Consider the following 24,425-nt stretch of genomic DNA (forward strand, 5'->3'; position numbering starts at 1 on the left):
AGGGCCTAAAGGCTCCACTATCCGGCTGGTTTAAGCCGGAGTGATGGTAACCACTTTGTGCTTTGCCGCGCCTTTGATGGCGAAGCTGATGGTGCCGGTCACCTTGGCGAACAAGGTGTGATCCTTGCCCATGCCGACGAAGTCGCCGGGGTACATCTGGGTGCCGCGTTGGCGCACGATGATGCTGCCGGCGGAAACCAGCTCGCCACCGTAGCGCTTCACGCCCAGACGCTTGGAATGAGAGTCGCGGCCGTTGCGTACGCTGCCGCCTGCTTTTTTATGTGCCATTGCTGATTCTCCTTACTGCGCCGTGATGCCGTCGATGCGGATCTCGGTATAGTTCTGACGATGTCCCTGATGCTTCTGGTAGTGCTTGCGACGACGCATTTTAAAAATCTGCACCTTATCGCCGCGACCATGCGCGACGACTGTCGCCTTGACCGTAGCGCCGCTTACCAGGGGCGTGCCTACTGTGACTGCTTCACCGTCTGCAACCATTAATATCTGATCCAGTACGATTTCGCTGCCAATGTCTGCCGGTATCTGTTCTATTTTCAATTTTTCGCCAGGGGCAACGCGATACTGTTTGCCACCGGTTTTTATGACCGCGTACATATTGAGCTCCAATTACTTAGCTTTTAAAAAGGAACGCGATTGTACCAGAATTTTGTGGCGAGGGTTAAATTATTGTTTAGAAATCAGGGGCAGGGCTGGAAAAACTTGACACCGAATTGCTCTCGTTCCTACCATTAGCCCTTTTTCACTCAACCTCTGGATTTTCTGTGTCGCTGGAAGCCATACGCAGTCCCATCGAGTCGGATATGCTAGCTGTGGATGAAGTCATCCGCAAGCGGCTCTATTCCGAAGTCGTGCTGATCCGCCAGATCAGCGAATACATCATCAACAGCGGCGGCAAGCGCCTGCGCCCCGCGCTGGTGCTGCTGTCGGCGGGTGCGTTCGGCTACTCCGGCGGCTATCATCACGTCCTGGCCGCAGTGGTCGAATTCATTCATACCGCCACCCTGCTGCACGACGACGTGGTGGACGAATCGAACTTGCGGCGCGGCAACGCTACCGCCAACGCCCTGTTCGGCAACGCCGCCAGCGTGCTGGTGGGCGACTTCCTCTATTCCAGGGCTTTCCAGATGATGGTCGGGGCGGGTAGCGTGCGCGTGATGGAAATCCTGGCGGATGCAACCAACACCATCGCCGAGGGCGAGGTGCTGCAACTGTTGAACTGCAACGACGCGGACATCGACGAGGCGCGCTATCTCCAGGTGATTCACTACAAGACCGCCAAACTGTTCGAAGCCGCCACCCGCCTCGGTGCGATCCTGGGCAATGCCTCGGCTACCGATGAGGAAGCCATGGCAGTCTATGGGATGCGCATGGGCACAGCGTTCCAGCTGATCGACGACGTGCTGGATTATTCCGGCGACCATACCGAAACCGGTAAAAACGTCGGTGATGATCTGGCTGAGGGCAAACCTACGCTGCCCCTGATCTATGCCATGAAAAACGGCACACCGCAGCAAGCAGAGGTGATCCGCAGAGCGATCGAGCATGGCGGCCTGAACGAGCTTGATGCGGTGATGGCCGCGATCCGCGACACGGGCGCGCTGGATTACGCGAAAAGCCAGGCGAAGGCTGAGGCCCAGGTGGCGTGCGAGGCGATTTCGCATCTGCCGCATTCAAAATACAAGGAATCTTTGCTACAATTGGCAGACTTTTCGGTAACGCGAAACTACTGAAAGAAATCACAACGGGGTGTAGCTCAGCCTGGTGGAGCGCTGCGTTCGGGACGCAGAGGCCGGAGGTTCGAATCCTCTCACCCCGACCAAATTAAACCAATGAAAACCGCCGATTAGGCGGTTTTTTATTTTCCGCCTCTGCTTATTTTTTAAGCAAAATACGCCTCGGGAACAGTGCCACTGTTCCCGTTTTGTTCCCATTTATCCCCAACTATCCCGCCTTGCCTGTGACCGTTTTGTGCCCAAATCGAACATGCCCCATTATTTCTCAATTCCGCAGAAATTGAGATAGTTGATTGATTAAATACGGAAATATATTAAAAATCGCTTGACTTACGCGGCAACGTGAGGATAATGAGAGATACAAGAGGTTAGGCGGCGAGTTCGGCTGCCAGGTGCGCAAAGTCGGGCGCGCCCACTCCGGCGCTCCGGGGAAAAGGTGGCTAGTTCCCCTGCTGTTTTTTCAGGCGGCAGGGCTCAAGACACGGACGGGCGGGCCTGGGAGGCCAGAAACAAAGCAGCAAACCTGTCTGATGAGCTTGAGTTCTTGATGTTTTTTGTCAGGAATCAGAGACAACGCCGATTTTTGGGGGGTGACTTCCAGAATCCATGACCTGAGCAGATGCCACCCTCAAACGCAACTCCTGTGCCGCTTGCTGCAGCGGTTCCTGACTGCCCGCCTTGCGGGCGGTCAAACAGGAGTTTGACATGCCCTCAGATCTTCAAATCCGCACTCCCCGCGGGTCTTCCAGCATTGATCTTATCCTTGCCGCCTGTGGTGGCCAGATCCTCATCCCCCTCGCTCGCGCCTGTGCGATAGCTGGTTTCAGTTCCAAAACATGGCGGAACTGGGAAAGCGCCGGCAAAAAGCTGCCCTTCCCTGCCACCCCTGGCCACCGTCGTGTCGATGCTCGCGATCTCGCCGCCTATGTCGACTCATTCCAAAATCAAACAAGGCCGGCGGCAGTCCAAAAACCGGAAACCGCCCACATCTCACACCCCAAACGTGGCCGCGGCCGCCCGCCCAAGCGTCTGCAGCAGGAACGAGGTGCGCAATGAACGCCGCCCTCACCCTCGATATCCAAGGCAACTTCCTGCCTCAAATTAAGAACAAGGCCGAGGATTACTGCCTCGATCTGGATGATGCCAAGCAGGAGGCTTGGTGCGCCATTGGAATGGCCATCCAGTCCTTCAACCCATCCCGTGGCACTCTTGATGCCTGGGTGGCCACCAACATCGACATCAAGCTGCGCCAGCTGGCCTATGGACACTCCTTTGATCCTCTTTTGTTCGCCAGTGAGTTGGACGACGACCTAGCCGTTGAAAACCAAGAACAAGACGACCAAGAGATACCGCCGCTGGCCGGAATCTACGGTCGCATTCGTGACCTAGCGCTGCGCGGCAAGGACACCAAAGAAATTGCCACATCTCTCAGGCTCACCAGACGGAGGGTGGAGCAGCTGCTGGCCGACAAAGCGGCGATTCGTGATGCCGTGAGGTTTGCCCAGGTGCAGAGGGATTTGTTTGAGGGGGTGATGGCATGAGCGGCTTTGTAACCATCAAACACGCGGTCGAGCGCGACTTCACTGTCCTTAACAACAAAATCATTCGAGACGACAGGCTCAGTTGGAAAGCCACAGGCTTGCTGGTGTGGCTTCTCCATCTTTCTCCTGAGTGGAAGCTTTACCTCACCGCCATCAAAAAGTTTAAAAAAGACGGCAGTGAGTCGACCCGATCTGGCCTGCAGGAACTGATGAATATTGGATACGTGCAGGTCAAAGAAATAAGGGAAGGAGGGAGATACAAAGGAACGGAGTGGATTATTACAGATAACCCTGGAACGCTCACCAACAAAGGGATTCCACCGCGTTCGGGAAACCCGAATACGGTTACCCCGGAGGCGGCACTCCCGCGCACGGGGAACCCGCAGCTAATAAATACTAATTCAACAAGAACTAAAAATAATAAATCTTTAAATCCTGCTACTACTGCTGCTACTGGCCTGGTAGATGAATACATGTATAAGATTCAAATAAAAAATGAGGACGACCAGGCTGTGATGAAAACCATTCAGTCCTGCACAAAGGAAGAAGTCAACCTTGCCCAACAGAGACTCGGTCCGCGGCGCGGAAAATTCCCCTCCGTCATTCTCAAAGAGCTTTCTCGATTTGCAGTAGCGCTCCAGCCTGACAAACACCAGCGCCAGATCGGCGACAAGCTGACGCAAGGCAAATGGGGCGGTTTTGAGGAAAAAAACTACAGGGACGAAACGAATCCGGATGGCAGTTTTTAAAGGCAAGCAAGCAGCCATCCGGCTGCTTGCCCCATGCGCCCATCCGGGCGCCAGTCTGTAGGAGAAAGTAATGGAAGAACTCGAGCGCAAAAAAATTTATTACCGGCTGCTATTCATAATTCTGCGGGGTGATGGGCATATGGCCGCTTTTGCCAAGGCCAACCACATCACTTGCAAGCCCTCAGAAAGCGCCGTGGACGCGGCGGTACGGCTTGGTCTTGCCGTTGACCCATGGGAGGCTGTTGAATTGATTGCGGCCACCATACTGCCAGATCCCCGCCCCTTCGCCCGCGAGATCGCCGATCTTGCCCCTTCTTTTTGAAGACCAGTGCCCGGATGGGCACAGCAGCCCTCCCCGGATGGGGCGGGCTGTCCCACCCCAGCGCTGATTTCGCACCGCAGGGATTACAGACAAGAACAACCAACACAAGGAGTTTGAACATGCGTAAGAAAATCTTGCTTATGAGCGCCGTTGTTTTGGCAAATGCCAATCCAAGCGCCTTCGCTGGTTCGGTTGCGGGGAACGGAGGTGCCACGGAAATTACTCAAATCATGAACAACGCCGAACTGGTCACTTCAGTTGGGCAACAGGCTGATATGGTGGCGACACAACTCCAGCAATACATCCTGCAGCAAGTACAGACAAAAATCTCCCAGCAGAACCTTCTTCAACTGCCAACCAATCAGATCCTGCAGAACCTTGGCCCCTTTCGCGGAATGGTAGAGCCATATCTACGCACCCTAGATGTCACCAAGCAGCTGCGCGACTCGGCCATGCGCGCATCTACCCTCATGAGCGGCGAGATCAGCGCCATGGCGCGGCTGGGAATGGATCCGAGTACCTACACCGAGAAAATGCTCCAACTCGCAAAAGAGAAAGGCGGTTATTACAAACAGAGCTTGGATGACACCACCAATGCCATGCAGGACGTGCAGAAGCGCGGCGAAGCGCTGGCCATGATGCACGACCAGATTCCCGGCATCGACAGCAACATTAAAGGCATGCAGACCCTTGCCACCTCCAACATGCAAATGACTGGCGAGATGCAGAACATGAATGCGACGCTCCTGCAGATGAAGGCGCAGAACGAATCCAAAGGGATGGAGAGCGAACAGGAAAAGCAGTTGGCGCGAGAAGCCATGGCGCAACACATACAAGATGTAAAAGCGAGATATGACGCAGACCAGGAATTTTGGAAAAAAGGAGCCCTCAAATGAACTATATCAAGTCGCGCAACGCCCTGAAGCTTTTTACCCGCAAGTTTTCCCCGGAAATCCAAGCCGAAATGCGGGAAGCGGCAGAGATAAGAAGTGCGGGGGACGTGTGGGCGGGGAATCAAAAGATCGATGCGGTCCGCCAGCGCATAGCGCTTCCTAAACTGATCAGGGCGGGGGTGCTGCTGGCCTGGGGATTTTACACAGTCGCCGCCGACTCTCCTCTGCTGCTTCTGGCTGGAATCGCCGCAATGATTTCCATCCCCATCCAACTCATCGGGAGGATTTTGTGATGGAACTTTTTCAAATTCTAACGAACATCTCCAGCTCGATCGACGCGGCCGGGAAAGCAATGTCCACAAACCTGACGGACGGTAATTTTTCGACTTACGTTCTCATGATCTGCTTTGGGTTGGAAATCGCCTGGCTGCTGGTCCAGGTGGCCCTCGACGACGATGGCGGTGGAGCCGTAGCCAAAGGCATCCGCGCCATAACCATCGCCATGATCTCTTGGAGTCTGATCTTACATTGGCCGGCCGTGGCGGACGACATCACAAAAACAAGCGCTGCGGTAGTGCATAAAATCGGTAAGAATCAGGACCTGGGAAACATCGTCTCCGGCACACTGGACAAAGCGCTCCAGAACACAAACGTGGATCAGGTTTACGCCGGAGCTAAATCGACGAACTTGATTTCAAGTTTTTCGGTCGGCCAAATCTTCGACAAGTTTTTGGCTGGGTGGTTGGGGATGGTGAACGGCGGGGTGGTCGGGATCGTCGCCGCTATCTCGATTTTCATTATCCTCTTGGGCAAAATTGTTTTGTGGGTCGGCGTGGTATTCGGCCCACTATGTGTGGCCTTCGCCCCCTGGAAACCAGCGCGGAAGATCACTGAGTCTTGGGCCAGTTTCACGTTTGCCAGCATGATGTTTCCCGCCGTGGCGGCGGCGGTTTTGATCCTGTCTGGCGGAATCTTCGACGCCCTGGCTAGCATGGCCCAGAAGGCTGGCTCACAAACCTTACCTTCCACCGTTTATTCGATTGCTAGCTTGGCAATCGCAGTGGTAGGCGGAATGGTGATGTTGCAGGTACCGAGTATCACGCAGGCAATCTTCGGAAATGCGCTTGGTTTTGATTCGCCGAACCTCCCATCCGCCCAGCAGATCGCAGCTGCGGCGGCCTGATAGCATTTAAACTCCACTCCCTTTTGTCCCCGCCCCGGCGGGGATTTTTTTCGTCCTCAGTTCAAAGACTAGTTTGTTCACACCTAACCCCCACAGGGGCTGCCAGCTTTCGCCGCGTTCCGCGCCGTTGCTGGCTTTTGAACGGCAGCCGTCTGGCAGACCGATTCGCACGAAAAAAATATTTTCCTCTCCGAAAGCCCCGCCAGTCCTTGGCAGCCAGTGGCAGCCAAACGACAGAAATTTCGCAGGGCGGGGATTACATAGTGAGCAAAGAGAAAAATGCTCAGTTACCAACTGAACAGGAGCAAAGAAATGAACACCATCGACAAACTGCTGGAGCAGAAAAAAACGCTGGAAGCCAGAATCCGGCACGAGCTAAAACGCGAGCAGGAAAAGCAGCGCGCGCGCATCTATTTACTGGCCGCAGAAGCCGGAATTTCCAACCTTTCAGATGAAGTGTTGAAAGCTGCGTTTTTTCGCCTCGCAAAAGCACACCAGCAGGAAAAAGCGGGGGGCGTGAGCGATGACTGAGCCACGCGTAACCGTTCGCTTCCCTGAGTCTGAAATCAAGGCGCTTTCCCAACGTGCTGCCGCGCTGGGTGTGGGTAAAGCTGAGTACATCCGGTTTGCTGTTGGGGCGTCGATCCAGCAAGAAAAAATCGAGGACAAAATCGGGACTGCCATCGATCAACTGAGTAGCCAAATCGCAAACTTCCAAGCCCGTGAGGCGAAGCTCTGGAGACTGCTTTTGCGCTTCCAGAATGCCCCAGAAAAGGCAGTGGAAATGCTGGAAAAAATCATCGAATTACATGCAGGAGTCGAGCAATGAACAGAGCAATTCAGCATCAGGATGTTCTCAACATCAAAACACGGTTCCGCTTATTTTTTCTTTCAATAATTTTTGGCTTAGTCGTGGGTGCAGCAAGTGGCTGGCAATGGACGCACAAAGGCATGAGTACAGTCGAATCCGATGTCTTCGATATCTACACGCAGGCCTGGACATACCAGCAAACCGGCTTTGGAAATCTTTCAATCCAAAACTCTGAAAGTGGTAGTGAAGGTCTAGCAATGGTGATCCTGCCTATTGAAAAAACAACGTCAGAAAAACACCTGATCACCGCAACTGAATTCTTGAATTTTATGCATCAGCAACACCCGAAAATCGCTCAGGAGTTCGACAAAAAATCGATGCTGACATTTGTTTATCTACCCGTTGTCGGAGCGCTGGCAGGAGCAGCTTTGTTGCTCGCTTTGACTGGACTGATGCAAAAAGAAGAAAGGAACTGAAATGGAAATTTTGTTCATCGTTACTTTCGTTGCAGGACTCGTGGTGCGCTACACCGTGTGGCGTGAAGATCAGCCATGGCAGTGGGCGTGGATAGTTCGCCCGTTGTTGTGGGGTGCGCTACCTGTTGCCGCTTTCTCAACTTCTGGGAAAGGCGTCGATAAAAATGCTCTCACTCTCTTCGTTATGGCTTGGGCAACAGGTTCGGCAATCCGCTGGACCGTCAATTATTTTGGCTTTCTTAAAAGGAATAAAAACAAGGACAGCAACCGGCGCGGCGTCAACATTAAGGGCAGTCAAGATACGACAGCCTTGGGCGAAAATGACGTGGCTCGGATGATCAAAAAAGCCGGGAAAGAAACTCACGGCTATCTGGGTGGAGTGCCAGTCCCAATCGACGTAGAACCGCTCCATTTTCTCATGTCCGGCGCTCCTGGTTCGGGCAAATCCTTGGCTTTCTACCAGAGGTTGGTAAGCGCGCGGCAACGCCAACATCGGGCGATCATTTCAGACCCTGGCGCTGAGTTCTTGAAACGGTTTTGGCGCGAAGGTGATGCAATCTTCAATCCATTCGACCAGCGAGGCATCGACTGGTCGCCGTTTGCAGAAATGCGCCAGCCCTACGACGCCGATCGCATTGCAGCTTCCATGATCCCTATTCCCAATGACCCAACCAAAGCTGAGTGGAATCAATATGCCAATTCTATTTTGAGTGCTGTTCTGGAGAGATTGTTTGAACGCGACAATCCCACCAATGGCGACCTGGTTTATTACCTGACGACCGCACCAATGAGGGAATTAAAGGAACTGGTTGAAGGCAGTCCGGCGCAGCGCTTTTTTGCAAAGCTGGACTCTGGCATGTTGGCGAGCGTGATGAACATCATTGTCACCTATATCAAGCCCTATTCTTACCTCAACTCAGCTGCCGGTAAAGACGCTTTCAGTGTAAGGCGTTGGATCGAAGATGATGGCAAAGACTGGCTGTTCCTGAGCTTTCGAGACGATCAACTCCAATCCATCCGCCCCATGATTGCCGCAGTCCTGGACGTTGCATCCAGCGCCGTCCTCAGTCTGCCAGCAAGCTTTGCCCGCAGGATTTTTTTTGCAATCGACGAATTTGCAACATTGGGTCTAATCAACAGCATTGAACCGCTGCTGACAAAAGGTCGTAAATGCGGCGCCGTGGTCATGCTGGGAGTGCAGGCCATTTCTCAGCCCCGTGCCACCTACGGACGGGAAATGACGCAGACCCTTCTTTCTTGCCTGGGCACTTGGCTGGTATTGAAGCAGCCTGACGCGGACACCGCGGACTACATGTCGAAATATGTAGGAGATGAGGAAATCCGCCGTGTTTCCAGTAGTGGCAACCAGCAGGGCGGTGGCTGGCAGGAACAAATCCACCGGCAGCGCGCCGTTATCCCCTCTGAGTTGCAGAACCTTAATCCTCGCGTTGGGATCCTCAATATTGCCGGCGCAATCCCGCCTTGCTGGACCACCATTCCTATCACAAAGCTGCCCGACCAAATCGAGGCATTCCAGGACAAGGAAATGCGCCCCACTCGCTCTCCAAAGCCCTTGCCGGTAGATGCAGGCGCGGCCACTCAAGAACGGATTCCAGAGGCAGCCCCAGAGCAGGAACCGGAAACCGTCAGCAGCAGTACCGCAGCTGTGGCCACCGAGATCCAGCACGGCGACGATCCTTTTGCCGACCTGATCAATTGAGGAATACAAAATGCTATCAGTTTCCAAAATTGGTGCAGGTGCCAGCGCTAGTGCCGTGGCCAACTACCACGAAAAAGAAGGCGAAAAGGCTACAAAAGAGGACTACTACAGCGCCGAGAAGGCCGGCGTCTGGAAAGGCGAAATGGCCCGTGAGTTGGGAATCGAAGGCAAGCAGATCGAGAAAGGAGAACTGCTTGCCTCGATGCAGGGCTACAACCCGGAAACCGGGGAAGCTCTGGCCAAGAACGCAGGCGAGGCCCACAAAGCCGGCTGGGACTGCACTTTTTCAGCGCCGAAGTCGGTCAGCATGGCTTGGGCATTCGGTGACGAGAAGACCCGGCAAGCTTTGGAAGCCGCGCACAGCAAGTCGGTGGAACGCGCGCTGGCTTACACACAGAACGACACCAGAGCCTTCACAAACAAGGACAGGGCTGGAGAAAACGCTGGTGCAGCTGCCGACAAGATCCTGGTGGCAACTTACCAGCACGGGGCTAGCCGCGAAGGAGATCCACAACTGCACTCCCACTGCATCGTAATGAACATGACTCAAAGGGCAGACGGCACCACCGCCGCCCTGGACATGGACATGCGTTGGAAGATGGCAATGGGCGCGGCCTACCGTGCCGAACTGTCCGCAGAACTACAGAAACAAGGCTACCAGATCGAGCGCGACAAGGATTCATTCAGAATCGCCGATGTTTCCAAGGAGCATGAAGCCGAATTCTCAAAGCGTCGGGAACAAATCGAGAAGTCATTGAAGGAAAGCGGCCACTATGGCGCAGCAGCGGCCAGTGTGGCCGCTCTGAGCACCCGCAAGGCCAAGGAACTCACCCCGGAACAGCTGGAAGCGTCCTGGAAACAGGCCGCCAAGGAAATCGACTGGAAGAATCCTTCCACCGACCCGCAGCACCAGTCTGTGCCGGAACCAATGCCCACCCACGCCGAGTTATTGGACAAGCTGACCGTGCAGGCCAGCACAGTGACAGAGCAGCAGCTGCAGGCAGAGGTGTTCAGGGAAGCGCAGGGCAAAATGTCACTGGAAGAAGCCAAGTCTTACTTGGCCGACCTCAAGGCCTCGCCAGAGATTGTCCATTTGGAATCCTCAAAACCTTCAATGCTTCAGCGCGGCACCACGCACGACCAAGAGAACCGCTATACCTCGCGCGAGATGTGGCAGCTAGAAAAGAACATGGGTGAGCAGGCAGTGCGCATGGCCGGCGAACGCGGACACCAAGTCAAGGACACTAGCCTCCAAGCCGCCACTGCCAGCCGCACCCTAAGCGACGAGCAAAAAACAGCACTCAAGCACATCACTCAGGACAGCGGCAGGATTGCCGTGGTGCAAGGCACCGCCGGCGCCGGGAAAAGCTACATGCTGGATGCTGCCCGTGAAGCATGGGAACGTGACGGCTACACCGTCCGGGGCGCGGCCTTGGCTGGAAAAGCTGCCGAAGGCCTGGAGAAAGCCAGCGCCATTCCGTCTCAAACCCTTCACAGCCTGGCATTTGAACTCCAGCAGGGGAAAACCACTCTGGACGCCAAAACCGTGATCGTGATCGACGAGGCCGGCATGGTGGGCAGCAGACAGATGGCCGAATTGATTGATCGCGCCGACCAGGCCGGGGCCAAAGTTGTGCTGGTGGGTGATACACGCCAACTGCAGCCGATCGACGCCGGCGGCGCCATGCGATCCATCCAGGAGCGTGTTGGACGGACCGAGATGAACGAGATCCGCCGGCAGCAAACAGAAGAAGGCCGGCAGATGGTTCAAGACCTGGCGGCAGGCAGATCAGACAAAGCCCTGGAAGCCCTCGACAAAGCTGGGTGCATACGCGAGTACCAGAACCGCGACCAAGTGCGCCAAGGAGCCGCAAAAGAGCTGGTGAACGACCTCAAGGAAGGCAAAAGCGCAATCCTCTTGGCCGAAACCCGCGCCGAAGTCCACAAGATCAATCAGCTGGCCAGAGAGGACGCCAAAGCAGCCGGCCTGGTGAAGGGTAGCGACAAGCCTTTCCAGACCGAGCGCGGAGAGAGGCAATTTGCCGTGGGCGACCGCGTGATCTTCCTCAAGAACGACCGCCAGCTGGGCGTGAAAAACGGTACCACCGGAACCGTCGAGAAAGCTCAGGAGGGGCGGATCACTATCAAAACCGACGACGGCAAGACAGTGAAGGTCAACGAGTTGGGCTACAGGGACATCGATCATGGCTATGCCATGACCGTGCACAAATCCCAGGGCGTGACCGTCGACCGCGCCCACTTCGTGCCCGGTCAAATGTCGCATCGTGAACTTGCCTATGTTGCCGCCAGCCGCCACCGCGAGAGCGTCCACATCCACACCACCACCGATGCCAAAAAAGACCTGCAGCAAAGCTTCGAGAAAAGCCAGTCCAAAGGCACCAGCCAGGACTACAAGGCCAAGGAACATTTAACAGACAAACAAAAAGAAGATCACGGCAAAAATCAGCAAGTGCGCGAGAAATCTCCCCGAGTCCAGCGAGACGCCGAACTGGCGACGAAAGCCCTTGAAGCTCACAAGCGGGGCGAAAAGGCACTGGACGGCAAGAAACTGGACAAAGCGATCAAGGAAGGCAAGGCGCACATCGAGAAAGACAGCAAGGGCCGTTCCTATGTCGTCAATCACAAGGGTGGCAAGGTGCAATGCCGCGACCTCTCCAAACAAGTACGTGAAACAAAAACCGGCCTCACCACCCGCTACATCAAGACCGACAAGACGCTCAAGGTCGCCGGCATCGACACGCGCATCAAGACCGGCACGCAGATCCTCAAGAGCCAGGGCTACACCGCGCGGATGGCGTCCAACATCAAGAAGGACATCAACCAGGACAAGAAGCCTTCCAGCTGGATCAAATCACCAATCCGGCAGGTTGCGAACAAAGCGCTCACCAAAGCCGAAGGCTGGGAACGTGCCGGCAGGATCGAGAGCATTGGGGCGCGGATCAAAATGGCCGTGGAAGAACGGCAGGCCAAAAACGAGGTACTGAAAGACCTCAAAGAGCAGGCCGCCAAGGTAGCGCCAGAGAAGAAGGAAGCCGGAAAAGAAATGGATCGAGTGGAGAAGGCGAAGGAAATTAACCGCGAGATCGACAAAATCGGCAAAGAACCGGAACACCACAAACCCAATCAGGAACACAAGCACGATGGCGAACGTGAGACGGAATCCGCGAAGGAGCCGGCACCGACACCAGCACGGGAGCCGGAACGCGAGGCAGAGCGGGAACGGTAATTCATACAAATTGCATAAAAACGTCCTGTTTTTGTAGATAACAGTAATCGCTTGATCTCAGGCACATTAGATTTCGCAGGGCTGGGATTACTAAGTGCCAGCAACAAAAAAGGAGAAAAAATGAACGAGAAAACCAAATCGATCCTTATCAAGATCGGGCGTGGCTGTCACTGGATTGCCCAGGGACTGTTTGCAACATTAATAATTTTAGCGGCGCTGGCGATAGCGGCTTCAATCTTTAAATGACTCCCTTTTAACCAAACAAAAGGAGAACACCATGAACACAGAAACTGAAGATCCTGTCTTTGTCGAGCTACGCGCTTCCTTCGCCCGACAGGCAGAGGTGCGAAAGCAGGCGCTGAAGGAAGCGGAGCAGTCCGAGCGCCGAACCAAGTTTGCTCACTCGGTTGCGAAGAGTGTCCGACAAATGCTTGCCGCGAATTCGGGAGTGGCAATCCTCGGGTTTATCTCTTTTGTTTATTGGGGAATTCAGCTGGACGACTGGTTGCAGGGCAATATCCACGCCGCTTCCGACTGGCTGATCGCCCACATCAATGTCGTATTGGATGCTGTTTTCCACACCCTCCACTTATACACGCCCTTGTGGGGTGGATAAGTGGCCCCGGCCTCCTAGGCGTGGTGTGCGCCGGGCCGGGCAAGGGGCGTGGAAAACATCAAATTTCGCAGGGAATGGATTACTAAATGCCAACAACCAAAAAAGGAAAAATCATGAAAAAACTTCTCGTCCTCACCGCCGCGTCAATCGTGCTGCTGCCCGGGTGCGCCAACGTCCCAGGCAGCACCGCCGGGCTGGGTAGCGGCGATTTTAGCCGCGCTCAGGCACGACAGGTGATGAGCGTCCAGTTCGGCACAGTGCAGGCTGTCCGAGCCGTTCAGATCGAGGGCGGCCAGTCCGGAGCAGGAATGGCGGCCGGCGCAGTAGTGGGCGGATTGCTCGCCAGCCACGTCGGCACGGGACGCGGGCAGACGGTTGCCGGTTTGCTGGGTGCAGTCGGTGGAGGCATTGCCGGCGCAGCCGGCGAGAAGGCCATGACCAGGACGGCTGGGGTAGAAATCACCGTCAAGCTGGAAAACGGTCAAGCGCTGGCTGTCACTCAAGCCGTCGAGCAAGGCGAAGTCTTTAAAACCGGCGACCGCGTGCGCGTCCTGACTGGCGGCAATACGGTTCGGGTTGCTCTTTAACTCTGAGAAGGAGAATTAAAATGGACTTCATTATGGGTTTGATTCTGATGGTTGCCGGTGGCCACGACTTCATCTCCATGCCAGTTGGTTCACCAGCTGGCCAAGTGATGCAGCAATGTATCGGAAAGACGGAAATACCCGGTGCACTTACGATGGAAGGCGGACATTGGAAAATGACCGTTGACCAGCGATCCTATGACCTGGTGTCCACCTGCATGGAAAGCCAGTTAAAAACGACTTTCAACCAAAAAAAGGGGTAAGACCGTGAAAAAACTAATTGCCGCGGCTGCCCTCGCTATCGCCTCCTTCCCGGTTTTCGCCGGCGTCGCGTCCGACCTGACAAAGTGGGATGGAGAAGTCCTCTCGGTCGAAGCGTTTAACAAATGCCTGGTCGCTGAAGGGCTCCAGGAAATGTCCTTCACGCTGCACATTAACGAGGTGGAAAGTCGAAGCCAGCTGACCGACAAGGCATCCATGACCTTGGCCAAGTTAAATAAGTTGGCTACGGACAATAGCAGGCAACTGGTCGTGATCATGCCGAAGAACACCACAAAGGCAGTGACTGACCAGATCATGGCCGCCGCTCCGAACGCCAATCTCACCATGACCGGGCGTTCCGGCCAAGCCGTGTTCAAAGTCCTGCCCCTCGCCCTGGAGGACGCTGCGCGGGTTGGGCGCTGCGTCGCACAGTCAATCAGCAAGAAGGAGTGAACATGACGTTTTCCACCCTCTTCACTTACCCACACCGCAAGGGCGTGGATAAGTGAACCCGGCCTCTTTGGCGTGATGAGCGCCGGGCGGGGCAAAGAGCGTGGAAAGCATCATAAACTCAAATTATGAGAGGACCGAAAAATTGAAAATCCTGGTCAAACTTCTGATGCTCATCATCGCGGTGCTGTTCGTGTTCGCAGCCGCAAAAGCGATCATCCTTTGGCTGGCAAGGCCTGTTGTCCTTTTATACGTCCTCGCTTTTATGGCCGCATTTTTCATCGGCGGCGCAGTTCTAGCGCGGATCCAGCGGGGCGAGGTCGCTGCGCTCCAGGGCGGCATGAATAGCGTTGGTTGGCTGATGAAAGCCATCGGACGCGTATTCGCTGGAATTCTTCGTTTCGTGTTTAGTTTTGTCCGGGGGATGCATCACCATTAACTGATTCACCTGCAGTAACAACAACACCAACAATAAGGAGAAACACCATGAAAAACTCAATCCAGGCCCTTCCCCTCGCTCTTCAAATCGGTGAGGACATTTTCCAAAAATCCGAATTGCTCAACAAACGACTGCGTGAAGCAGCGCCGTTTGGGGGGATGGATGACGTGCTCCAAATGTTCCGGGAATGCCTGCCTGCCGCCGGGACCGCATGCGCAACTGAGGCCGTCCTGTGGGCTGTTAGATCCGCCATTTTGCTTACAGACATCCCGACCAAGGAGCGGAACCAGCTGTTGCGCTTCCTCGGTGGGCTGGCGCTAGAGGTCGATTCTCTACACATCCCGCCAGGAGAAACAAAGAAATGAGCCTCCGCGACGACGACACCATCATAAGCAGTATATGAATCTTAATATGCAGGGCGTCCCGGCCACGCCGGCCAGGCTTTCGTCGCCAGCGATCGAGCCCCGCAAGAGACGCGCAGGTCTCGACCCTTCGGGCTTTAATCCCTGACGCAACAGCAACAGCATGCGCAACACCATCTCGCAAAACCCCGCTCGATCGTGCCGCGCACCAAAACGGTTTTGTCAACGGGACGGCAAAGCCGTTCCGTTGGGTGCGCTGGGCCGGTGAAGCTGGCCCTGCGCCGTGGTGCTGGAAACTCGTTCTTGTTGCCGTTCACCTTTCCTGTGATTGCCCTTCAAAGCCGCCCAGTGCGTCCATGGCCGGGCAGTCGGTTAAAAGCGCAAGCTGTCGCGCCAGACGGCGGGGCTTTCGCGGCATATCCTCACCGGGCAAAAAACAAAGGCGCCCGGTTCCGGTATTCCACAACCCCGAAACCCCGTCTGTCACTCCAGCTTGCAACCGCCTAAACGCCCAGCCCTGTCCACCCTTTGTGAGGCGGCTCCGAAGGGCAGAACATCACAGAAAAGGAGAACAACCATGGCAACAAAAACCACCAGCACCACAGATAACAACGCAGGGTGTTCCCCCTGCACCCCCGAGGCTCACCAAAGGGCAGATGGGGAAAACGTGACCTGCCATGGCTGCATTAACTTGGACTCCAAAGACTGCGAGGCCGGGGTGGGCTGGTGTAATTATCATTGGCAATACCGCAGCATCGGCACCGTTCGCACTTGTGAAGGCGCGCAATTTTTCGAGGACGAGGAATAAAATCATGTGGAATTCGATAAAAAAAGGTTTTGGTTATGCCTTCGGCGGAAGGATCGGATGGGAGCTGGGCGGGCTGGTTTGGCGGTGGGTTAGCAGGCTAGTGATGCTGACAGTGCTTGGCATCGGCGCACAGTGCACCGCTCACAACTACTCGGATGGGGCAGCGAAAGCCAAGGCGCAGCAGACGCAGGCTTCAGTGGCAAAACCACACCACAGGTATGCCACCAAGAAGGCTCAGGAAGCTGGGCAGGCAGAGACAGTGCCTAATCCAGTGAACCAATAACCAATGCTTGCTCAATCTCTGACCAACACAAACAAATTACAGTCCCAGCCGGGACTGCCGGCCACGACAATCTGAGTTACCCACAAAAAATGTGGATTATTGCGCAGGATTTGTCGCGCAGCAGCTGAAATGTAAAACCAGCAACAGCATCTATTTGGAATAATGACATTGGGGTTATCGGCTTCGCTGGTAACCCCATTTTTCTTTTGTTCAATTCTTCCATTTAGGAGCTTCAAAATGCAAAAAAATAAAATCACCCTCGCTATCGTTCTTGCTTTCAGCCTGCCAACCTTTGCGCTGGCCGATAGTGTCCAGATCACGACAGGCGGCGTTTGGGGTGACCAGGTATCAGCGGCCATCGGTTCAAACAGTATTGGTATTGGAACGGGTGTAGCGCTTACGCCCGTTGGCACTAGCTCTGTTGCAATCGGTGGGCAAGCTGTAGCAGCGTCCGGCATGGGCGGCGTTACCGGCACAGGGGCAACCGCTATTGGCGCCGGCACCGAAGCCAATCTTAGCTACAGCACGGCCTTGGGCTACAGCGCGAGAACGGCAGGAACCGCCGTAGGAAGTGTGGCAATCGGCGCAGGATCCCAAGCAAACACAGCCGGGATTGTCAGCTTCGGGGATGCCGGCGTGAGCGGGGGGTTTTATGCCGCGACCAGGGAGTTGGTGAACGTGACAGCAGGCACTACCGCAAATTCAGCTGCAACAGTTGGCCAACTAAATACCGCGATTGCTGGCGTTTCAGGTGGCACGACTGACCAGACGGCGCGGAATGCTGCAGCTGCAGCGCAAACAACGGCCAACACCGCGACTACGGCGGCAACAACGGCGCAGACTACGGCCACGGCAGCAGGAACAGCCGCAGCAACCGCTCAAACCACGGCCACAGCAGCGGGAACGGCAGCGGCAACAGCGCAGACCACGGCTACAGCTGCAGGAATAGCAGCGGCCAACGCGACAGCAACGGCCAACACCGCCAACACCAACGCGACCACGGCGATCAACACCGCAAACACCGCCTACACCTACGCGCAAGGCTTGGGGAGCCGAATTGACAGCTTGGGAAGCCGGGTAGATAACCTGTCAAACCGCGTCGATGGTCTGGAAAGCGGCATTGTTGGGAGCATGGCAATGTCGTCCGCTGGATCCTCGGCGGCAATTTCTGCGCTCCGCTCGGCGCGGGGAATTGGTATGGGGGTTGGGGTTGGGAGCTACGGGGGCAGCACGGCCACGGCTTTGAGCTTTGCAGCTGCACTCCCAAGGGCAACTGTAACGACTTCATTGTCCTTAGCGGGTAAACCTGCAATGCAGATCGGAGCCGGATTCTCGTTTTAATTAACCCGGAAAGGGGGAAATCGCCTTCGGGCGGTTTTTCTATGGTTTCACCAATGCTTTCTCCTATGGTTCCACCAACCCCTACCATTTATTGTTTGGCGAGTCCGTCAATTGAAATCTGATATCCTTCTATTTGTTGGCTGCCGCTAACATTTCAATCAAAAAGGGAGAAATGGATGAAACGGTTATTAATCGGAATTTTCCTGGCACTACTTTTAGGATCGGCTATCGCAGATCAACGCCCTGATTCGGAGAGAGATACCAGAAAATTCTGTTATTACAGTGGACAGCCCTATTCTAAAGGAAGCGTTATTTTAGATCAGAGCAGTCAGAAGCTAACTTGTGTAGTCGATCCTGACAATCCAGCCACTGTCCCTCCAAATGAAAAGGAGTTGCGTTGGTTAACTGAGGCTGCGTTGAAACAGAATTTTTATCGCTAAAACGATTGGCAAACGGGCGGCAATAATCGCCGTCCGCCGCGTTGAAGCAAGGAGGTTAGATAGCCCTTTAACAAGCGTTATTTCCTATGTAATAGTGAATATTGCTCGAGGCGCACCTCCGGTTATGCCACCGGAAGGTCTTCTTGGATGCGTTCTCGGATGTCGATGTAACTCCCACGAACAATGCCATCTTCTGTTTCGGCTTCTATTCGGATTTTGCAAGGCTCTGTTATAGCAAGAGGCGAAAACGCCATCATCGCGAGGAAGGCTACCCGGCCTAAACCCGATGCAGTCCCTTGCCGGTAAATATCTGCTGATACATCCGTCACTGGCATTTCAATTTCTGCGATTAAATCATCGTTCATGTAAGCACGGATCACCAAATTCTCGAATGGACGACCGGCTGGCGTGAAGACTCGAATATGTGCACACAGCTTGGGCAGAACCGACGGGATCTTATCGACAATCATCTCGTTTCCGTAACAGCCCATAAGGGAATATTTGTTCCCCACTTCATGCCGAATATCGTCGCAAAATTGCGCCGTGACCAGGCGATTGCCGTCCATCGCCTTATCCACGAGTATTCCGTTGATTTAAGACTGCACGGAAAGTCAGCACGGCGTCTGCGCCGAGCGCTTCTGAAATCCGGGTGATCATGCCCGTACCAGGATCGACTTGGCCATGCTCTACCCGTGCGATGTATGATTGAGTGGTCCCCGCGCGCACCGCCAGTTGCGCTTGCGACAGGCCGGCAGCAAGGCGCATGGCGCTCAATGTTTCAGGCTCATCCGCATACATCTCCACCGCCAAGTTGCGGCGAGCCTCCGCAAGATGCGCGGACATTTCCGGCTCGGCCTCAAACTCGGTTAATAAGGAAGACAGGCTGGTGGTGCCAGGGAGCGGGAGAGGTCGCGCTGCACCGAATTCCCGATATACGATCTCGCAGTGGCCGCCAGCAACGGGGCTAGATAGCGCGCCAATCTGCGAGGATTCTTCTTGCAATGTCGCTGTCGAGTTCATAATCAAATTCCTCCTTGTGGACTACGGCAAACACACATATTTGCTGCGTAGCCCAGTGGTAACCATAGACCACTCTGTAATTCGTCGCGGGACAGTCAAGCGCCCGAAAGCGCCAAAGGTTCCCGAATTTTTTTGCCAGTTGCCACTGCTTTACGTTGATCCTCACGGCCCCGACTTCGTTATTCCCGTGGGTTGTGAGTTTGTCGATCACTTTCGGATCGGCCTCGATCTGCTCCAGCGCGGCTAGCACGGCAGCCGCCGCTCGAGGGTCGTCAATTTTCAGCTGGCGTAAATCATTTACCGCATGATCGTGCAGGTCGAAGTGCATTATATACAATTGTATATCAATTTACTATTACGGTTGAAATAGCCCATCCTTTAGGGAGGACTCATGAGTTTTTTCCATAATGCCACAAACATACGATCCCGCTCACCAAAGCCTTCACCATTGGTTAAACCATTGCTCCATTGGCCTCATTGTATGAATGTAATTCTTAATCCGCATGTTATCCTAATTCCTTCGCCAGATCCTCGGCTCTCGGGTGATAGTATCGTTTAAGCATACGTAAATCTTTGTGGCCGGTGACACTGGATAACTTCAAAATATTCGACAATTTCTCTGCTAGCCGGCTGGTAGCCTCGTGTCGCAGATCATGAAATCTCAAATTGTCCATAAATCCTGCCAAGGGCCTGATGCCCTTCGCCTGGCATTCTTTCTCATAATCAGATTGCGCACGCGCTACAGCGCGATCCCATGCGCCGTGGACGGCATTGGCTGTAACTGGAAACACCTTTCCGGTGATAGAGCGGGGAAGGGCGGAGAGAATAGCTAATGCATGGGTTGATAAAGGCACATCCCGCGCAGAGCCGTTTTTTGTTTCCGGGAGATGCACGAAACAACGGGCGAGATCGACGTAGCGCCATTCCAAATCTAGCAGTTCGCCGCGCCGCATGGCAGTTTCAAGGGCTAACATCACCAGCGGTTTAATCCAGGGATTGCGGGTTCCCTGTCGGTATTTCTTTCCATGCCCGGCATGATCTTCCAGTGCAGACAGTAGGGCGGACTCTTCGGCTTCCGAAAGCCGGCGATCCCGCGCTTTCGCGGGTTTCGGGCGCTCGATCAATGAAACCGGATTTTCAGATAGGTGCACCCCCCAAGCCCGGCGAGCCTTGGTAATGGCTTGGCTAATGATGTCCAACTCGCGGCGAACAGTAGCAGATTTTACAACGGTTTGACGCCGGCTAATCCAGTCCGACAGTGCTGCGCCAGATAACGCGCTCATTTTGTAATGAGCGATCTGATCGTTAAGTAGCACATTAATTCTGATGATTTCAACATCGCCGCCCTTGTGCTGCATGGCGACTTCATCGCGGTATCGGGTTAGAATTGCGCCAAGGGTATTTTTATCGGCTTCGCGACGATCGAGGAATAGGCCTTTATCCATCTCGCTTTCAATGTCTCGCGCCCAAGCTTTGGCCTCGTCATGATATTCGAAGGTCTTAGAATGGTTTGGATATCCTTTGCGCCTGATTATCGCTTGCCACCAGCCCGAATCCCGTTGTTTAATAGTTGCCATGTTGCCCCCTAAAAACTAATTCACTGTGACCGTTTTGGGACGGAAATACATTTTAATCAGTTTAAAATAGGCTGCAACCCGCGTCAATACTAGACTTTATATATTTTAAATTATGCGTTCGGGACGCAGAGGCCGGAGGTTCGAATCCTCTCACCCCGACCAGTTCATGTCCGAATCTTGATACCTGAGGCGCCTCGTTTACCGGGGTGGGGTGATGTTGATCAAACTGATACTTCTTGCTCTGGGCGTCTGGATTGTTTACCGCCTCTTCCAAAGCTATGGCCGCAGGGTCAAGCGGGAAGACGCGCCAAAAAACGAAACCGGCGAGGATATGGTGCGCTGCGCCCATTGTGGAGTGCATCTGCCGAGGAGCGAAAGCATCGTTAGTCACGGTGAGTACTTTTGCACCAATGAGCATCGCCAACTCCATCAGAAGTAATCCTTCGTCCGTCCGGCCGATTCGGTCGAGTGTCACTCTACAATGCTGACAGAATTGCTACAGGTTCGGGCCACGCCTCAACCTGAGGTGTATTGGCGCTCTCTCCGCTATTTCAATCTTTTTCGGCTGACCCTGGCCGGCACGTTTGCCGTCGCCTATACCCTGTTCGGCGTCATCAACACCTTTGGTGCTCACAATCCCTCCTTGTTCTACGCCACCAGCATTGCTTACGTGTTCTTTGCGGTGCTGATGATCGTGCCGATCGATATTCGATGGCCGCGCTTCAATCTGCTCCTGAGTGGCCAGGTGAGTGCGGATATTTTGTTTATCGTGCTGTTGATGCATGCCAGCGGGGGTATTCAGAGCGGCCTCGGGCTGCTCCTGCTGGGGCCGCTGGTAGCCACCGGCATGGTCAGCCGTGGCCGCCTGGCAATGTTCCATGCCGCGATGGCGAGCATAGCCCTTTTGCTCGAGCAGACCTATCAGGTGCTGGTGCTGGCGGGAAGCACCAAGGATTATCTGCAAACCAGCCTGACCAGCATGGGGTTTTTCGCTATCGCCGGGCTGGCCTTTGTCCTGACCAGACGCCTGGCTGTGACCGAGAATCTGGCGCAGAAGCAGAGCATCGACCTTGCCAACCTGGCCCAGGTCAACCAGATGGTGATCCAGAATATGCAGGACGGCGTGCTGGTGGTAGACGAGCAGGGCCGGGTGCGGCAGCGCAACGCCGAGGCGGAGAAATTGCTCGGCACGCCGGCGGCAGTATGGGACAAGCTGCGGCTCAACGATTATTTTCCGGCATTGTCCGGCTGCCTGCAGCGCTGGCGAGTCGATCCGCACAACGACCATTTCGAACTGGTTGCGCCGGCCACCGGCAAACAGGTTCAGGTACGCTTTACCGCGATCGGCGGGGACGAGAGGCTGGGCGCGCTGATCTTTCTGGAGGATTTGAGCCTGATGCAGGCGCGGGCGCAGCAGCACAAGCTGGCTGCACTGGGCAGGCTGACGGCCAATATCGCACACGAAATCCGTAACCCACTCAGCTCGATCGGTCACGCGACCCAGCTATTGCAGGAGGAGCCGGGGCAGGATGCGACCCATGTCCGGCTGCTGCAAATCATCCGTGACAACACTCATCGTCTCGACCGGATGGTGCAGGACGTGTTGCAGCTTAACCGCAGGGACCGCTCCACGCCGGAAGCACTAGATATGGATGCGACTTTGCGCCAGTTCGTCGAACAGTTTTGCCAGACCGAAAAAATTCCGGACAAGGTTGTTGTTCTGGACGTGGCGAAGGGTCTGACGGTAAGCTTCGACCGGCATCACCTCGACCAGGTACTGTGGAATCTGTGCCGCAATGCATGGCGCTATTGTCGCCAGCAGGAAGGCAGCATCCGCCTGCGTGCGGCGTTTGCCTGGCCCGGGAATGTTGTACAATTGGACGTGACCGATGACGGGTCCGGGGTTGGCGAAGCGCTGCGCACCCAGCTGTTCGAGCCGTTTTTTACCACCGACAGCACCGGCACCGGTTTGGGGCTTTATATTGCCCGCGAACTGTGTGAAGCCAACGGGGCCACGCTGGATTACATTGAAGCCGCGCAAGGCGGACAATTCAGGATAAGCTCTGAAAAGGAGATGTGTTGAACCGGACACCGCAAGTTTCCCGGAATAATGAAGAACAACCGCGTCGTGTGCTGGTCGTGGACGACGAAGCTGATATTCGCGAGCTGCTGGTACTGACTTTGCATCGCATGGGCCTGGAGGTTGATGCGGCGGCCAGCACGTTCGAGGCGGAGCAATACCTGCACAAGAACTACTATAATCTTTGCCTCACCGACATGCGTTTACCAGACGGGGATGGCCTTGGTTTTCTGGAATATGTGACCAAGAATTATCCCGGCAAACCGGTGGCGGTGATCACCGCCTACGGCAGCGCGGAAAACGCTGTCGCCGCGCTCAAGGCGGGCGCATTCGATTATCTTTCCAAGCCGGTATCGTTGAACCAGCTGCGCGCTTTGGTTAACTCCGCGCTCAAATTGCCCAGCCCCAGTCAGTCAAGAAAAATAGAAGAAGGCCAGGCCGCCGCCAGCCAGCCGGCGTTACTCGGCAATTCGCCGCTGATGCAGCAAACCCGCCAGATGATAGCGAAGCTGGCGCGCAGCCAGGCGCCGGTCCATATCACCGGGGAATCGGGCAGTGGCAAGGAGATGGCGGCGCGGCTGACCCATCTCAACGGCCCGCGCGGCGATGGCCCGTTTGTCGCAGTCAACTGCGGCGCGATCCCCGAGAACCTGATGGAAAGCGAGTTCTTCGGTTACAAGAAAGGCGCTTTCACTGGCGCAAACCAGGACAAGGACGGTTTTTTCCAGGCGGCCAGCGGCGGTACCCTGTTCCTCGACGAAGTCGCGGACCTGCCTTTGCCGATGCAGGTGAAACTGCTGCGCGTCATCCAGGAAAAAATGGTGCGCAAGGTGGGGGCCACTCAGGAAGAGCCAGTGGATGTGCGTATCATCAGCGCCACTCACCAGGATCTGGCGCTATGTGTGGAAAGCGGGAAATTTCGTCAAGACTTGTTTTACCGGCTCAACGTGATTGTGTTGAAGATGCCGGCTCTGCGCGAGATCTCTGACGATATCCCGCTGCTGGCCGGGGAGATACTCAAGAAAGTGGCGTGTCTGAACACCGAGCCGCCGAAATTGAGCCTGACAGCGTTGAAGGAACTGCGGGAGTACGATTTCCCCGGCAATGTACGCGAGCTGGAAAACATCCTCGAGCGGGCGATGGCGCTGACTACGGGTGGCGAGATAGGTTGCGAGGATTTGCAGCTCGTGGTGAAGCCGCCGAAGGATATGGCGCAGATGAAAAGCTTGCCGCTGCAGGAATACCTCGATGCCGTGGAAAAAGCGGCGATTCTGGAAGCGTTGGATAAAACCCGTTTCAACAAGACCGCAGCAGCCAAGCTGCTCGGCATCACCTTTCGGGCGTTGCGCTACCGACTGGAACGGCTGGGGATGGATTAGCAATGGGGAATGAGTGATGGGGAATTGGATAAATTTTCTGCATCACCCATCACCCCTCACCCCTCACCCCTCACCCCTCACCCCTCACC

At 55.0% G+C, this 24,425-nt stretch carries 32 protein-coding genes and 1 tRNA gene; 27 read left to right on the plus strand and 6 right to left on the minus strand.

The window, feature by feature from the left end; translation table 11 throughout:
* Window positions 1–30: 30 nt before the first annotated feature.
* Window positions 31–288 carry a 50S ribosomal protein L27 gene (gene rpmA / locus VMV64_RS11265; RefSeq protein ID WP_325330329.1) on the minus strand — a complete coding sequence of 86 codons (258 nt, stop codon included), beginning with the start codon at window positions 286–288 and terminating at the stop codon, window positions 31–33.
* A gap of 12 nt (window positions 289–300) precedes the next feature.
* Window positions 301–615, minus strand: coding sequence for a 50S ribosomal protein L21 (gene rplU / locus VMV64_RS11270; RefSeq protein ID WP_325330331.1), 315 nt, complete (start codon window positions 613–615; stop codon window positions 301–303).
* Between the two features lie 167 nt (window positions 616–782).
* Here rplU and ispB point away from each other — a divergent pair, with 167 nt between their 5' ends.
* The 24 genes from ispB (at window position 783) to VMV64_RS17410 (ending at window position 18,280) form a co-directional block, all read left to right on the plus strand.
* Window positions 783–1,751, plus strand: coding sequence for an octaprenyl diphosphate synthase (gene ispB / locus VMV64_RS11275; RefSeq protein ID WP_325330333.1), 969 nt, complete (start codon window positions 783–785; stop codon window positions 1,749–1,751).
* Between the two features lie 12 nt (window positions 1,752–1,763).
* Window positions 1,764–1,840, plus strand: a tRNA-Pro gene (locus VMV64_RS11280).
* Window positions 1,841–2,806: 966 nt separating this feature from the next.
* Window positions 2,807–3,295: a hypothetical protein gene (locus tag VMV64_RS11285; RefSeq protein WP_325330335.1), complete on the plus strand. Its 489-nt coding sequence runs from the start codon at window positions 2,807–2,809 to the stop codon at window positions 3,293–3,295.
* Window positions 3,292–4,044: a hypothetical protein gene (locus tag VMV64_RS11290; protein ID WP_325330337.1), complete on the plus strand. Its 753-nt coding sequence runs from the start codon at window positions 3,292–3,294 to the stop codon at window positions 4,042–4,044. The genes VMV64_RS11285 and VMV64_RS11290 overlap by 4 nt, the downstream gene beginning before the upstream one ends.
* A gap of 70 nt (window positions 4,045–4,114) precedes the next feature.
* Window positions 4,115–4,366 (plus strand): hypothetical protein, encoded by a 252-nt coding sequence (locus VMV64_RS11295; protein WP_325330339.1) that lies wholly within the window; start codon window positions 4,115–4,117, stop codon window positions 4,364–4,366.
* 119 nt (window positions 4,367–4,485) lie between these two features.
* Complete coding sequence (locus tag VMV64_RS11300; protein ID WP_325330341.1) at window positions 4,486–5,262, plus strand: hypothetical protein; 777 nt, start codon at window positions 4,486–4,488, stop codon at window positions 5,260–5,262.
* Window positions 5,259–5,552 carry a hypothetical protein gene (locus VMV64_RS11305; protein WP_325330343.1) on the plus strand — a complete coding sequence of 98 codons (294 nt, stop codon included), beginning with the start codon at window positions 5,259–5,261 and terminating at the stop codon, window positions 5,550–5,552. Before VMV64_RS11300 ends, VMV64_RS11305 begins: the two co-directional genes overlap by 4 nt.
* Window positions 5,552–6,442 carry a type IV secretion system protein gene (locus tag VMV64_RS11310; RefSeq protein ID WP_325330345.1) on the plus strand — a complete coding sequence of 297 codons (891 nt, stop codon included), beginning with the start codon at window positions 5,552–5,554 and terminating at the stop codon, window positions 6,440–6,442. Before VMV64_RS11305 ends, VMV64_RS11310 begins: the two co-directional genes overlap by 1 nt.
* A gap of 312 nt (window positions 6,443–6,754) precedes the next feature.
* Complete coding sequence (locus tag VMV64_RS11315; protein WP_325330347.1) at window positions 6,755–6,973, plus strand: hypothetical protein; 219 nt, start codon at window positions 6,755–6,757, stop codon at window positions 6,971–6,973.
* Window positions 6,966–7,271: a hypothetical protein gene (locus VMV64_RS11320; RefSeq protein ID WP_325330349.1), complete on the plus strand. Its 306-nt coding sequence runs from the start codon at window positions 6,966–6,968 to the stop codon at window positions 7,269–7,271. Before VMV64_RS11315 ends, VMV64_RS11320 begins: the two co-directional genes overlap by 8 nt.
* A complete protein-coding gene (locus VMV64_RS11325; protein WP_325330351.1) occupies window positions 7,268–7,729 on the plus strand; it encodes a hypothetical protein in 462 nt (153 codons plus the stop codon). Before VMV64_RS11320 ends, VMV64_RS11325 begins: the two co-directional genes overlap by 4 nt.
* Window position 7,730: 1 nt before the next feature.
* Window positions 7,731–9,449 (plus strand): type IV secretion system DNA-binding domain-containing protein, encoded by a 1,719-nt coding sequence (locus VMV64_RS11330; protein WP_325330353.1) that lies wholly within the window; start codon window positions 7,731–7,733, stop codon window positions 9,447–9,449.
* Window positions 9,450–9,459: 10 nt separating this feature from the next.
* Window positions 9,460–12,696 (plus strand): MobF family relaxase, encoded by a 3,237-nt coding sequence (gene mobF, locus VMV64_RS11335; protein ID WP_325330355.1) that lies wholly within the window; start codon window positions 9,460–9,462, stop codon window positions 12,694–12,696.
* 120 nt (window positions 12,697–12,816) lie between these two features.
* Window positions 12,817–12,942, plus strand: coding sequence for a hypothetical protein (locus VMV64_RS11340; RefSeq protein WP_325330357.1), 126 nt, complete (start codon window positions 12,817–12,819; stop codon window positions 12,940–12,942).
* 31 nt (window positions 12,943–12,973) lie between these two features.
* Window positions 12,974–13,312 carry a hypothetical protein gene (locus tag VMV64_RS11345; protein ID WP_325330359.1) on the plus strand — a complete coding sequence of 113 codons (339 nt, stop codon included), beginning with the start codon at window positions 12,974–12,976 and terminating at the stop codon, window positions 13,310–13,312.
* A 113-nt stretch (window positions 13,313–13,425) separates the two neighbouring features.
* Window positions 13,426–13,899: a hypothetical protein gene (locus VMV64_RS11350; protein ID WP_325330361.1), complete on the plus strand. Its 474-nt coding sequence runs from the start codon at window positions 13,426–13,428 to the stop codon at window positions 13,897–13,899.
* Between the two features lie 20 nt (window positions 13,900–13,919).
* Entirely contained in the window at window positions 13,920–14,159 is a 240-nt protein-coding gene (locus tag VMV64_RS11355) for a hypothetical protein (RefSeq protein ID WP_325330363.1), read from the plus strand.
* A 4-nt stretch (window positions 14,160–14,163) separates the two neighbouring features.
* Window positions 14,164–14,610 carry a hypothetical protein gene (locus tag VMV64_RS11360; RefSeq protein ID WP_325330365.1) on the plus strand — a complete coding sequence of 149 codons (447 nt, stop codon included), beginning with the start codon at window positions 14,164–14,166 and terminating at the stop codon, window positions 14,608–14,610.
* A 142-nt stretch (window positions 14,611–14,752) separates the two neighbouring features.
* Window positions 14,753–15,046 (plus strand): hypothetical protein, encoded by a 294-nt coding sequence (locus VMV64_RS11365; RefSeq protein WP_325330367.1) that lies wholly within the window; start codon window positions 14,753–14,755, stop codon window positions 15,044–15,046.
* A gap of 47 nt (window positions 15,047–15,093) precedes the next feature.
* A complete protein-coding gene (locus tag VMV64_RS11370) occupies window positions 15,094–15,411 on the plus strand; it encodes a hypothetical protein (RefSeq protein ID WP_325330369.1) in 318 nt (105 codons plus the stop codon).
* A gap of 574 nt (window positions 15,412–15,985) precedes the next feature.
* Complete coding sequence (locus VMV64_RS11375) at window positions 15,986–16,216, plus strand: hypothetical protein (RefSeq protein WP_325330371.1); 231 nt, start codon at window positions 15,986–15,988, stop codon at window positions 16,214–16,216.
* Window positions 16,217–16,220: 4 nt separating this feature from the next.
* On the plus strand, window positions 16,221–16,499 hold the full coding sequence (locus tag VMV64_RS11380) for a hypothetical protein (RefSeq protein ID WP_325330373.1): 279 nt from the start codon (window positions 16,221–16,223) through the stop codon (window positions 16,497–16,499).
* 237 nt (window positions 16,500–16,736) lie between these two features.
* Window positions 16,737–17,840, plus strand: a complete 1,104-nt coding sequence (locus VMV64_RS11385) for a hypothetical protein (RefSeq protein WP_325330375.1) — start codon at window positions 16,737–16,739, stop codon at window positions 17,838–17,840.
* Window positions 17,841–18,016: 176 nt separating this feature from the next.
* Complete coding sequence (locus VMV64_RS17410) at window positions 18,017–18,280, plus strand: DUF1496 domain-containing protein (protein ID WP_414718880.1); 264 nt, start codon at window positions 18,017–18,019, stop codon at window positions 18,278–18,280.
* A 122-nt stretch (window positions 18,281–18,402) separates the two neighbouring features.
* Here the strand turns inward: VMV64_RS17410 and VMV64_RS11390 are convergent, their stop codons facing one another.
* From VMV64_RS11390 to VMV64_RS11405, 4 genes are all read right to left on the minus strand, one after another.
* On the minus strand, window positions 18,403–18,858 hold the full coding sequence (locus VMV64_RS11390; protein WP_325330377.1) for a hypothetical protein: 456 nt from the start codon (window positions 18,856–18,858) through the stop codon (window positions 18,403–18,405).
* Window positions 18,851–19,300 (minus strand): helix-turn-helix domain-containing protein, encoded by a 450-nt coding sequence (locus VMV64_RS11395; protein ID WP_325330379.1) that lies wholly within the window; start codon window positions 19,298–19,300, stop codon window positions 18,851–18,853. The genes VMV64_RS11390 and VMV64_RS11395 overlap by 8 nt, the downstream gene beginning before the upstream one ends.
* Window positions 19,245–19,628, minus strand: coding sequence for a hypothetical protein (locus tag VMV64_RS11400; RefSeq protein ID WP_325330381.1), 384 nt, complete (start codon window positions 19,626–19,628; stop codon window positions 19,245–19,247). Before VMV64_RS11400 ends, VMV64_RS11395 begins: the two co-directional genes overlap by 56 nt.
* A gap of 178 nt (window positions 19,629–19,806) precedes the next feature.
* Entirely contained in the window at window positions 19,807–20,877 is a 1,071-nt protein-coding gene (locus VMV64_RS11405; RefSeq protein ID WP_325330383.1) for a site-specific integrase, read from the minus strand.
* 214 nt (window positions 20,878–21,091) lie between these two features.
* Between VMV64_RS11405 and VMV64_RS11410 the strand changes: the two genes are divergently transcribed.
* Genes VMV64_RS11410 through VMV64_RS11420 form a run of 3 tightly spaced genes read left to right on the plus strand, consistent with a single transcriptional unit; the run spans window position 21,092 to window position 24,336 of the window.
* Window positions 21,092–21,316: a PP0621 family protein gene (locus tag VMV64_RS11410; protein WP_325330385.1), complete on the plus strand. Its 225-nt coding sequence runs from the start codon at window positions 21,092–21,094 to the stop codon at window positions 21,314–21,316.
* Between the two features lie 42 nt (window positions 21,317–21,358).
* Window positions 21,359–22,960, plus strand: coding sequence for a sensor histidine kinase (locus VMV64_RS11415; protein ID WP_325330387.1), 1,602 nt, complete (start codon window positions 21,359–21,361; stop codon window positions 22,958–22,960).
* A complete protein-coding gene (locus VMV64_RS11420) occupies window positions 22,957–24,336 on the plus strand; it encodes a sigma-54 dependent transcriptional regulator (protein WP_325330389.1) in 1,380 nt (459 codons plus the stop codon). The genes VMV64_RS11415 and VMV64_RS11420 overlap by 4 nt, the downstream gene beginning before the upstream one ends.
* The last annotated feature ends 89 nt before the right edge of the window (window positions 24,337–24,425 follow it).

It is taken from the genome of Sulfuricella sp., assembly GCF_035531155.1.
Classification (GTDB): domain Bacteria; phylum Pseudomonadota; class Gammaproteobacteria; order Burkholderiales; family Sulfuricellaceae; genus Sulfuricella.

Bases quoted from the DNA above. Each gene is read 5' to 3' on its own strand.
- VMV64_RS11355 (WP_325330363.1), top strand. From the start codon at position 13,920: ATGGACTTCATTATGGGTTTGATTCTGATGGTTGCCGGTGGCCACGAC.
- VMV64_RS11400 (WP_325330381.1), bottom strand. From the start codon at position 19,628: ATGCACTTCGACCTGCACGATCATGCGGTAAATGATTTACGCCAGCTG.
- VMV64_RS11385 (WP_325330375.1), top strand. From the start codon at position 16,737: ATGCAAAAAAATAAAATCACCCTCGCTATCGTTCTTGCTTTCAGCCTG.
- VMV64_RS11395 (WP_325330379.1), bottom strand. From the start codon at position 19,300: ATGAACTCGACAGCGACATTGCAAGAAGAATCCTCGCAGATTGGCGCG.
- VMV64_RS11410 (WP_325330385.1), top strand. From the start codon at position 21,092: ATGTTGATCAAACTGATACTTCTTGCTCTGGGCGTCTGGATTGTTTAC.
- VMV64_RS11380 (WP_325330373.1), top strand. From the start codon at position 16,221: ATGTGGAATTCGATAAAAAAAGGTTTTGGTTATGCCTTCGGCGGAAGG.
- mobF (WP_325330355.1), top strand. From the start codon at position 9,460: ATGCTATCAGTTTCCAAAATTGGTGCAGGTGCCAGCGCTAGTGCCGTG.
- VMV64_RS11370 (WP_325330369.1), top strand. From the start codon at position 15,094: ATGAAAAACTCAATCCAGGCCCTTCCCCTCGCTCTTCAAATCGGTGAG.
- VMV64_RS11330 (WP_325330353.1), top strand. From the start codon at position 7,731: ATGGAAATTTTGTTCATCGTTACTTTCGTTGCAGGACTCGTGGTGCGC.
- VMV64_RS17410 (WP_414718880.1), top strand. From the start codon at position 18,017: ATGAAACGGTTATTAATCGGAATTTTCCTGGCACTACTTTTAGGATCG.
- VMV64_RS11285 (WP_325330335.1), top strand. From the start codon at position 2,807: ATGAACGCCGCCCTCACCCTCGATATCCAAGGCAACTTCCTGCCTCAA.
- VMV64_RS11300 (WP_325330341.1), top strand. From the start codon at position 4,486: ATGCGTAAGAAAATCTTGCTTATGAGCGCCGTTGTTTTGGCAAATGCC.
- VMV64_RS11315 (WP_325330347.1), top strand. From the start codon at position 6,755: ATGAACACCATCGACAAACTGCTGGAGCAGAAAAAAACGCTGGAAGCC.
- VMV64_RS11290 (WP_325330337.1), top strand. From the start codon at position 3,292: ATGAGCGGCTTTGTAACCATCAAACACGCGGTCGAGCGCGACTTCACT.
- VMV64_RS11295 (WP_325330339.1), top strand. From the start codon at position 4,115: ATGGAAGAACTCGAGCGCAAAAAAATTTATTACCGGCTGCTATTCATA.
- VMV64_RS11320 (WP_325330349.1), top strand. From the start codon at position 6,966: ATGACTGAGCCACGCGTAACCGTTCGCTTCCCTGAGTCTGAAATCAAG.
- rpmA (WP_325330329.1), bottom strand. From the start codon at position 288: ATGGCACATAAAAAAGCAGGCGGCAGCGTACGCAACGGCCGCGACTCT.
- VMV64_RS11350 (WP_325330361.1), top strand. From the start codon at position 13,426: ATGAAAAAACTTCTCGTCCTCACCGCCGCGTCAATCGTGCTGCTGCCC.
- VMV64_RS11375 (WP_325330371.1), top strand. From the start codon at position 15,986: ATGGCAACAAAAACCACCAGCACCACAGATAACAACGCAGGGTGTTCC.
- VMV64_RS11310 (WP_325330345.1), top strand. From the start codon at position 5,552: ATGGAACTTTTTCAAATTCTAACGAACATCTCCAGCTCGATCGACGCG.
- rplU (WP_325330331.1), bottom strand. From the start codon at position 615: ATGTACGCGGTCATAAAAACCGGTGGCAAACAGTATCGCGTTGCCCCT.
- VMV64_RS11415 (WP_325330387.1), top strand. From the start codon at position 21,359: ATGCTGACAGAATTGCTACAGGTTCGGGCCACGCCTCAACCTGAGGTG.
- VMV64_RS11345 (WP_325330359.1), top strand. From the start codon at position 12,974: ATGAACACAGAAACTGAAGATCCTGTCTTTGTCGAGCTACGCGCTTCC.
- VMV64_RS11405 (WP_325330383.1), bottom strand. From the start codon at position 20,877: ATGGCAACTATTAAACAACGGGATTCGGGCTGGTGGCAAGCGATAATC.
- VMV64_RS11305 (WP_325330343.1), top strand. From the start codon at position 5,259: ATGAACTATATCAAGTCGCGCAACGCCCTGAAGCTTTTTACCCGCAAG.
- VMV64_RS11325 (WP_325330351.1), top strand. From the start codon at position 7,268: ATGAACAGAGCAATTCAGCATCAGGATGTTCTCAACATCAAAACACGG.
- VMV64_RS11340 (WP_325330357.1), top strand. From the start codon at position 12,817: ATGAACGAGAAAACCAAATCGATCCTTATCAAGATCGGGCGTGGCTGT.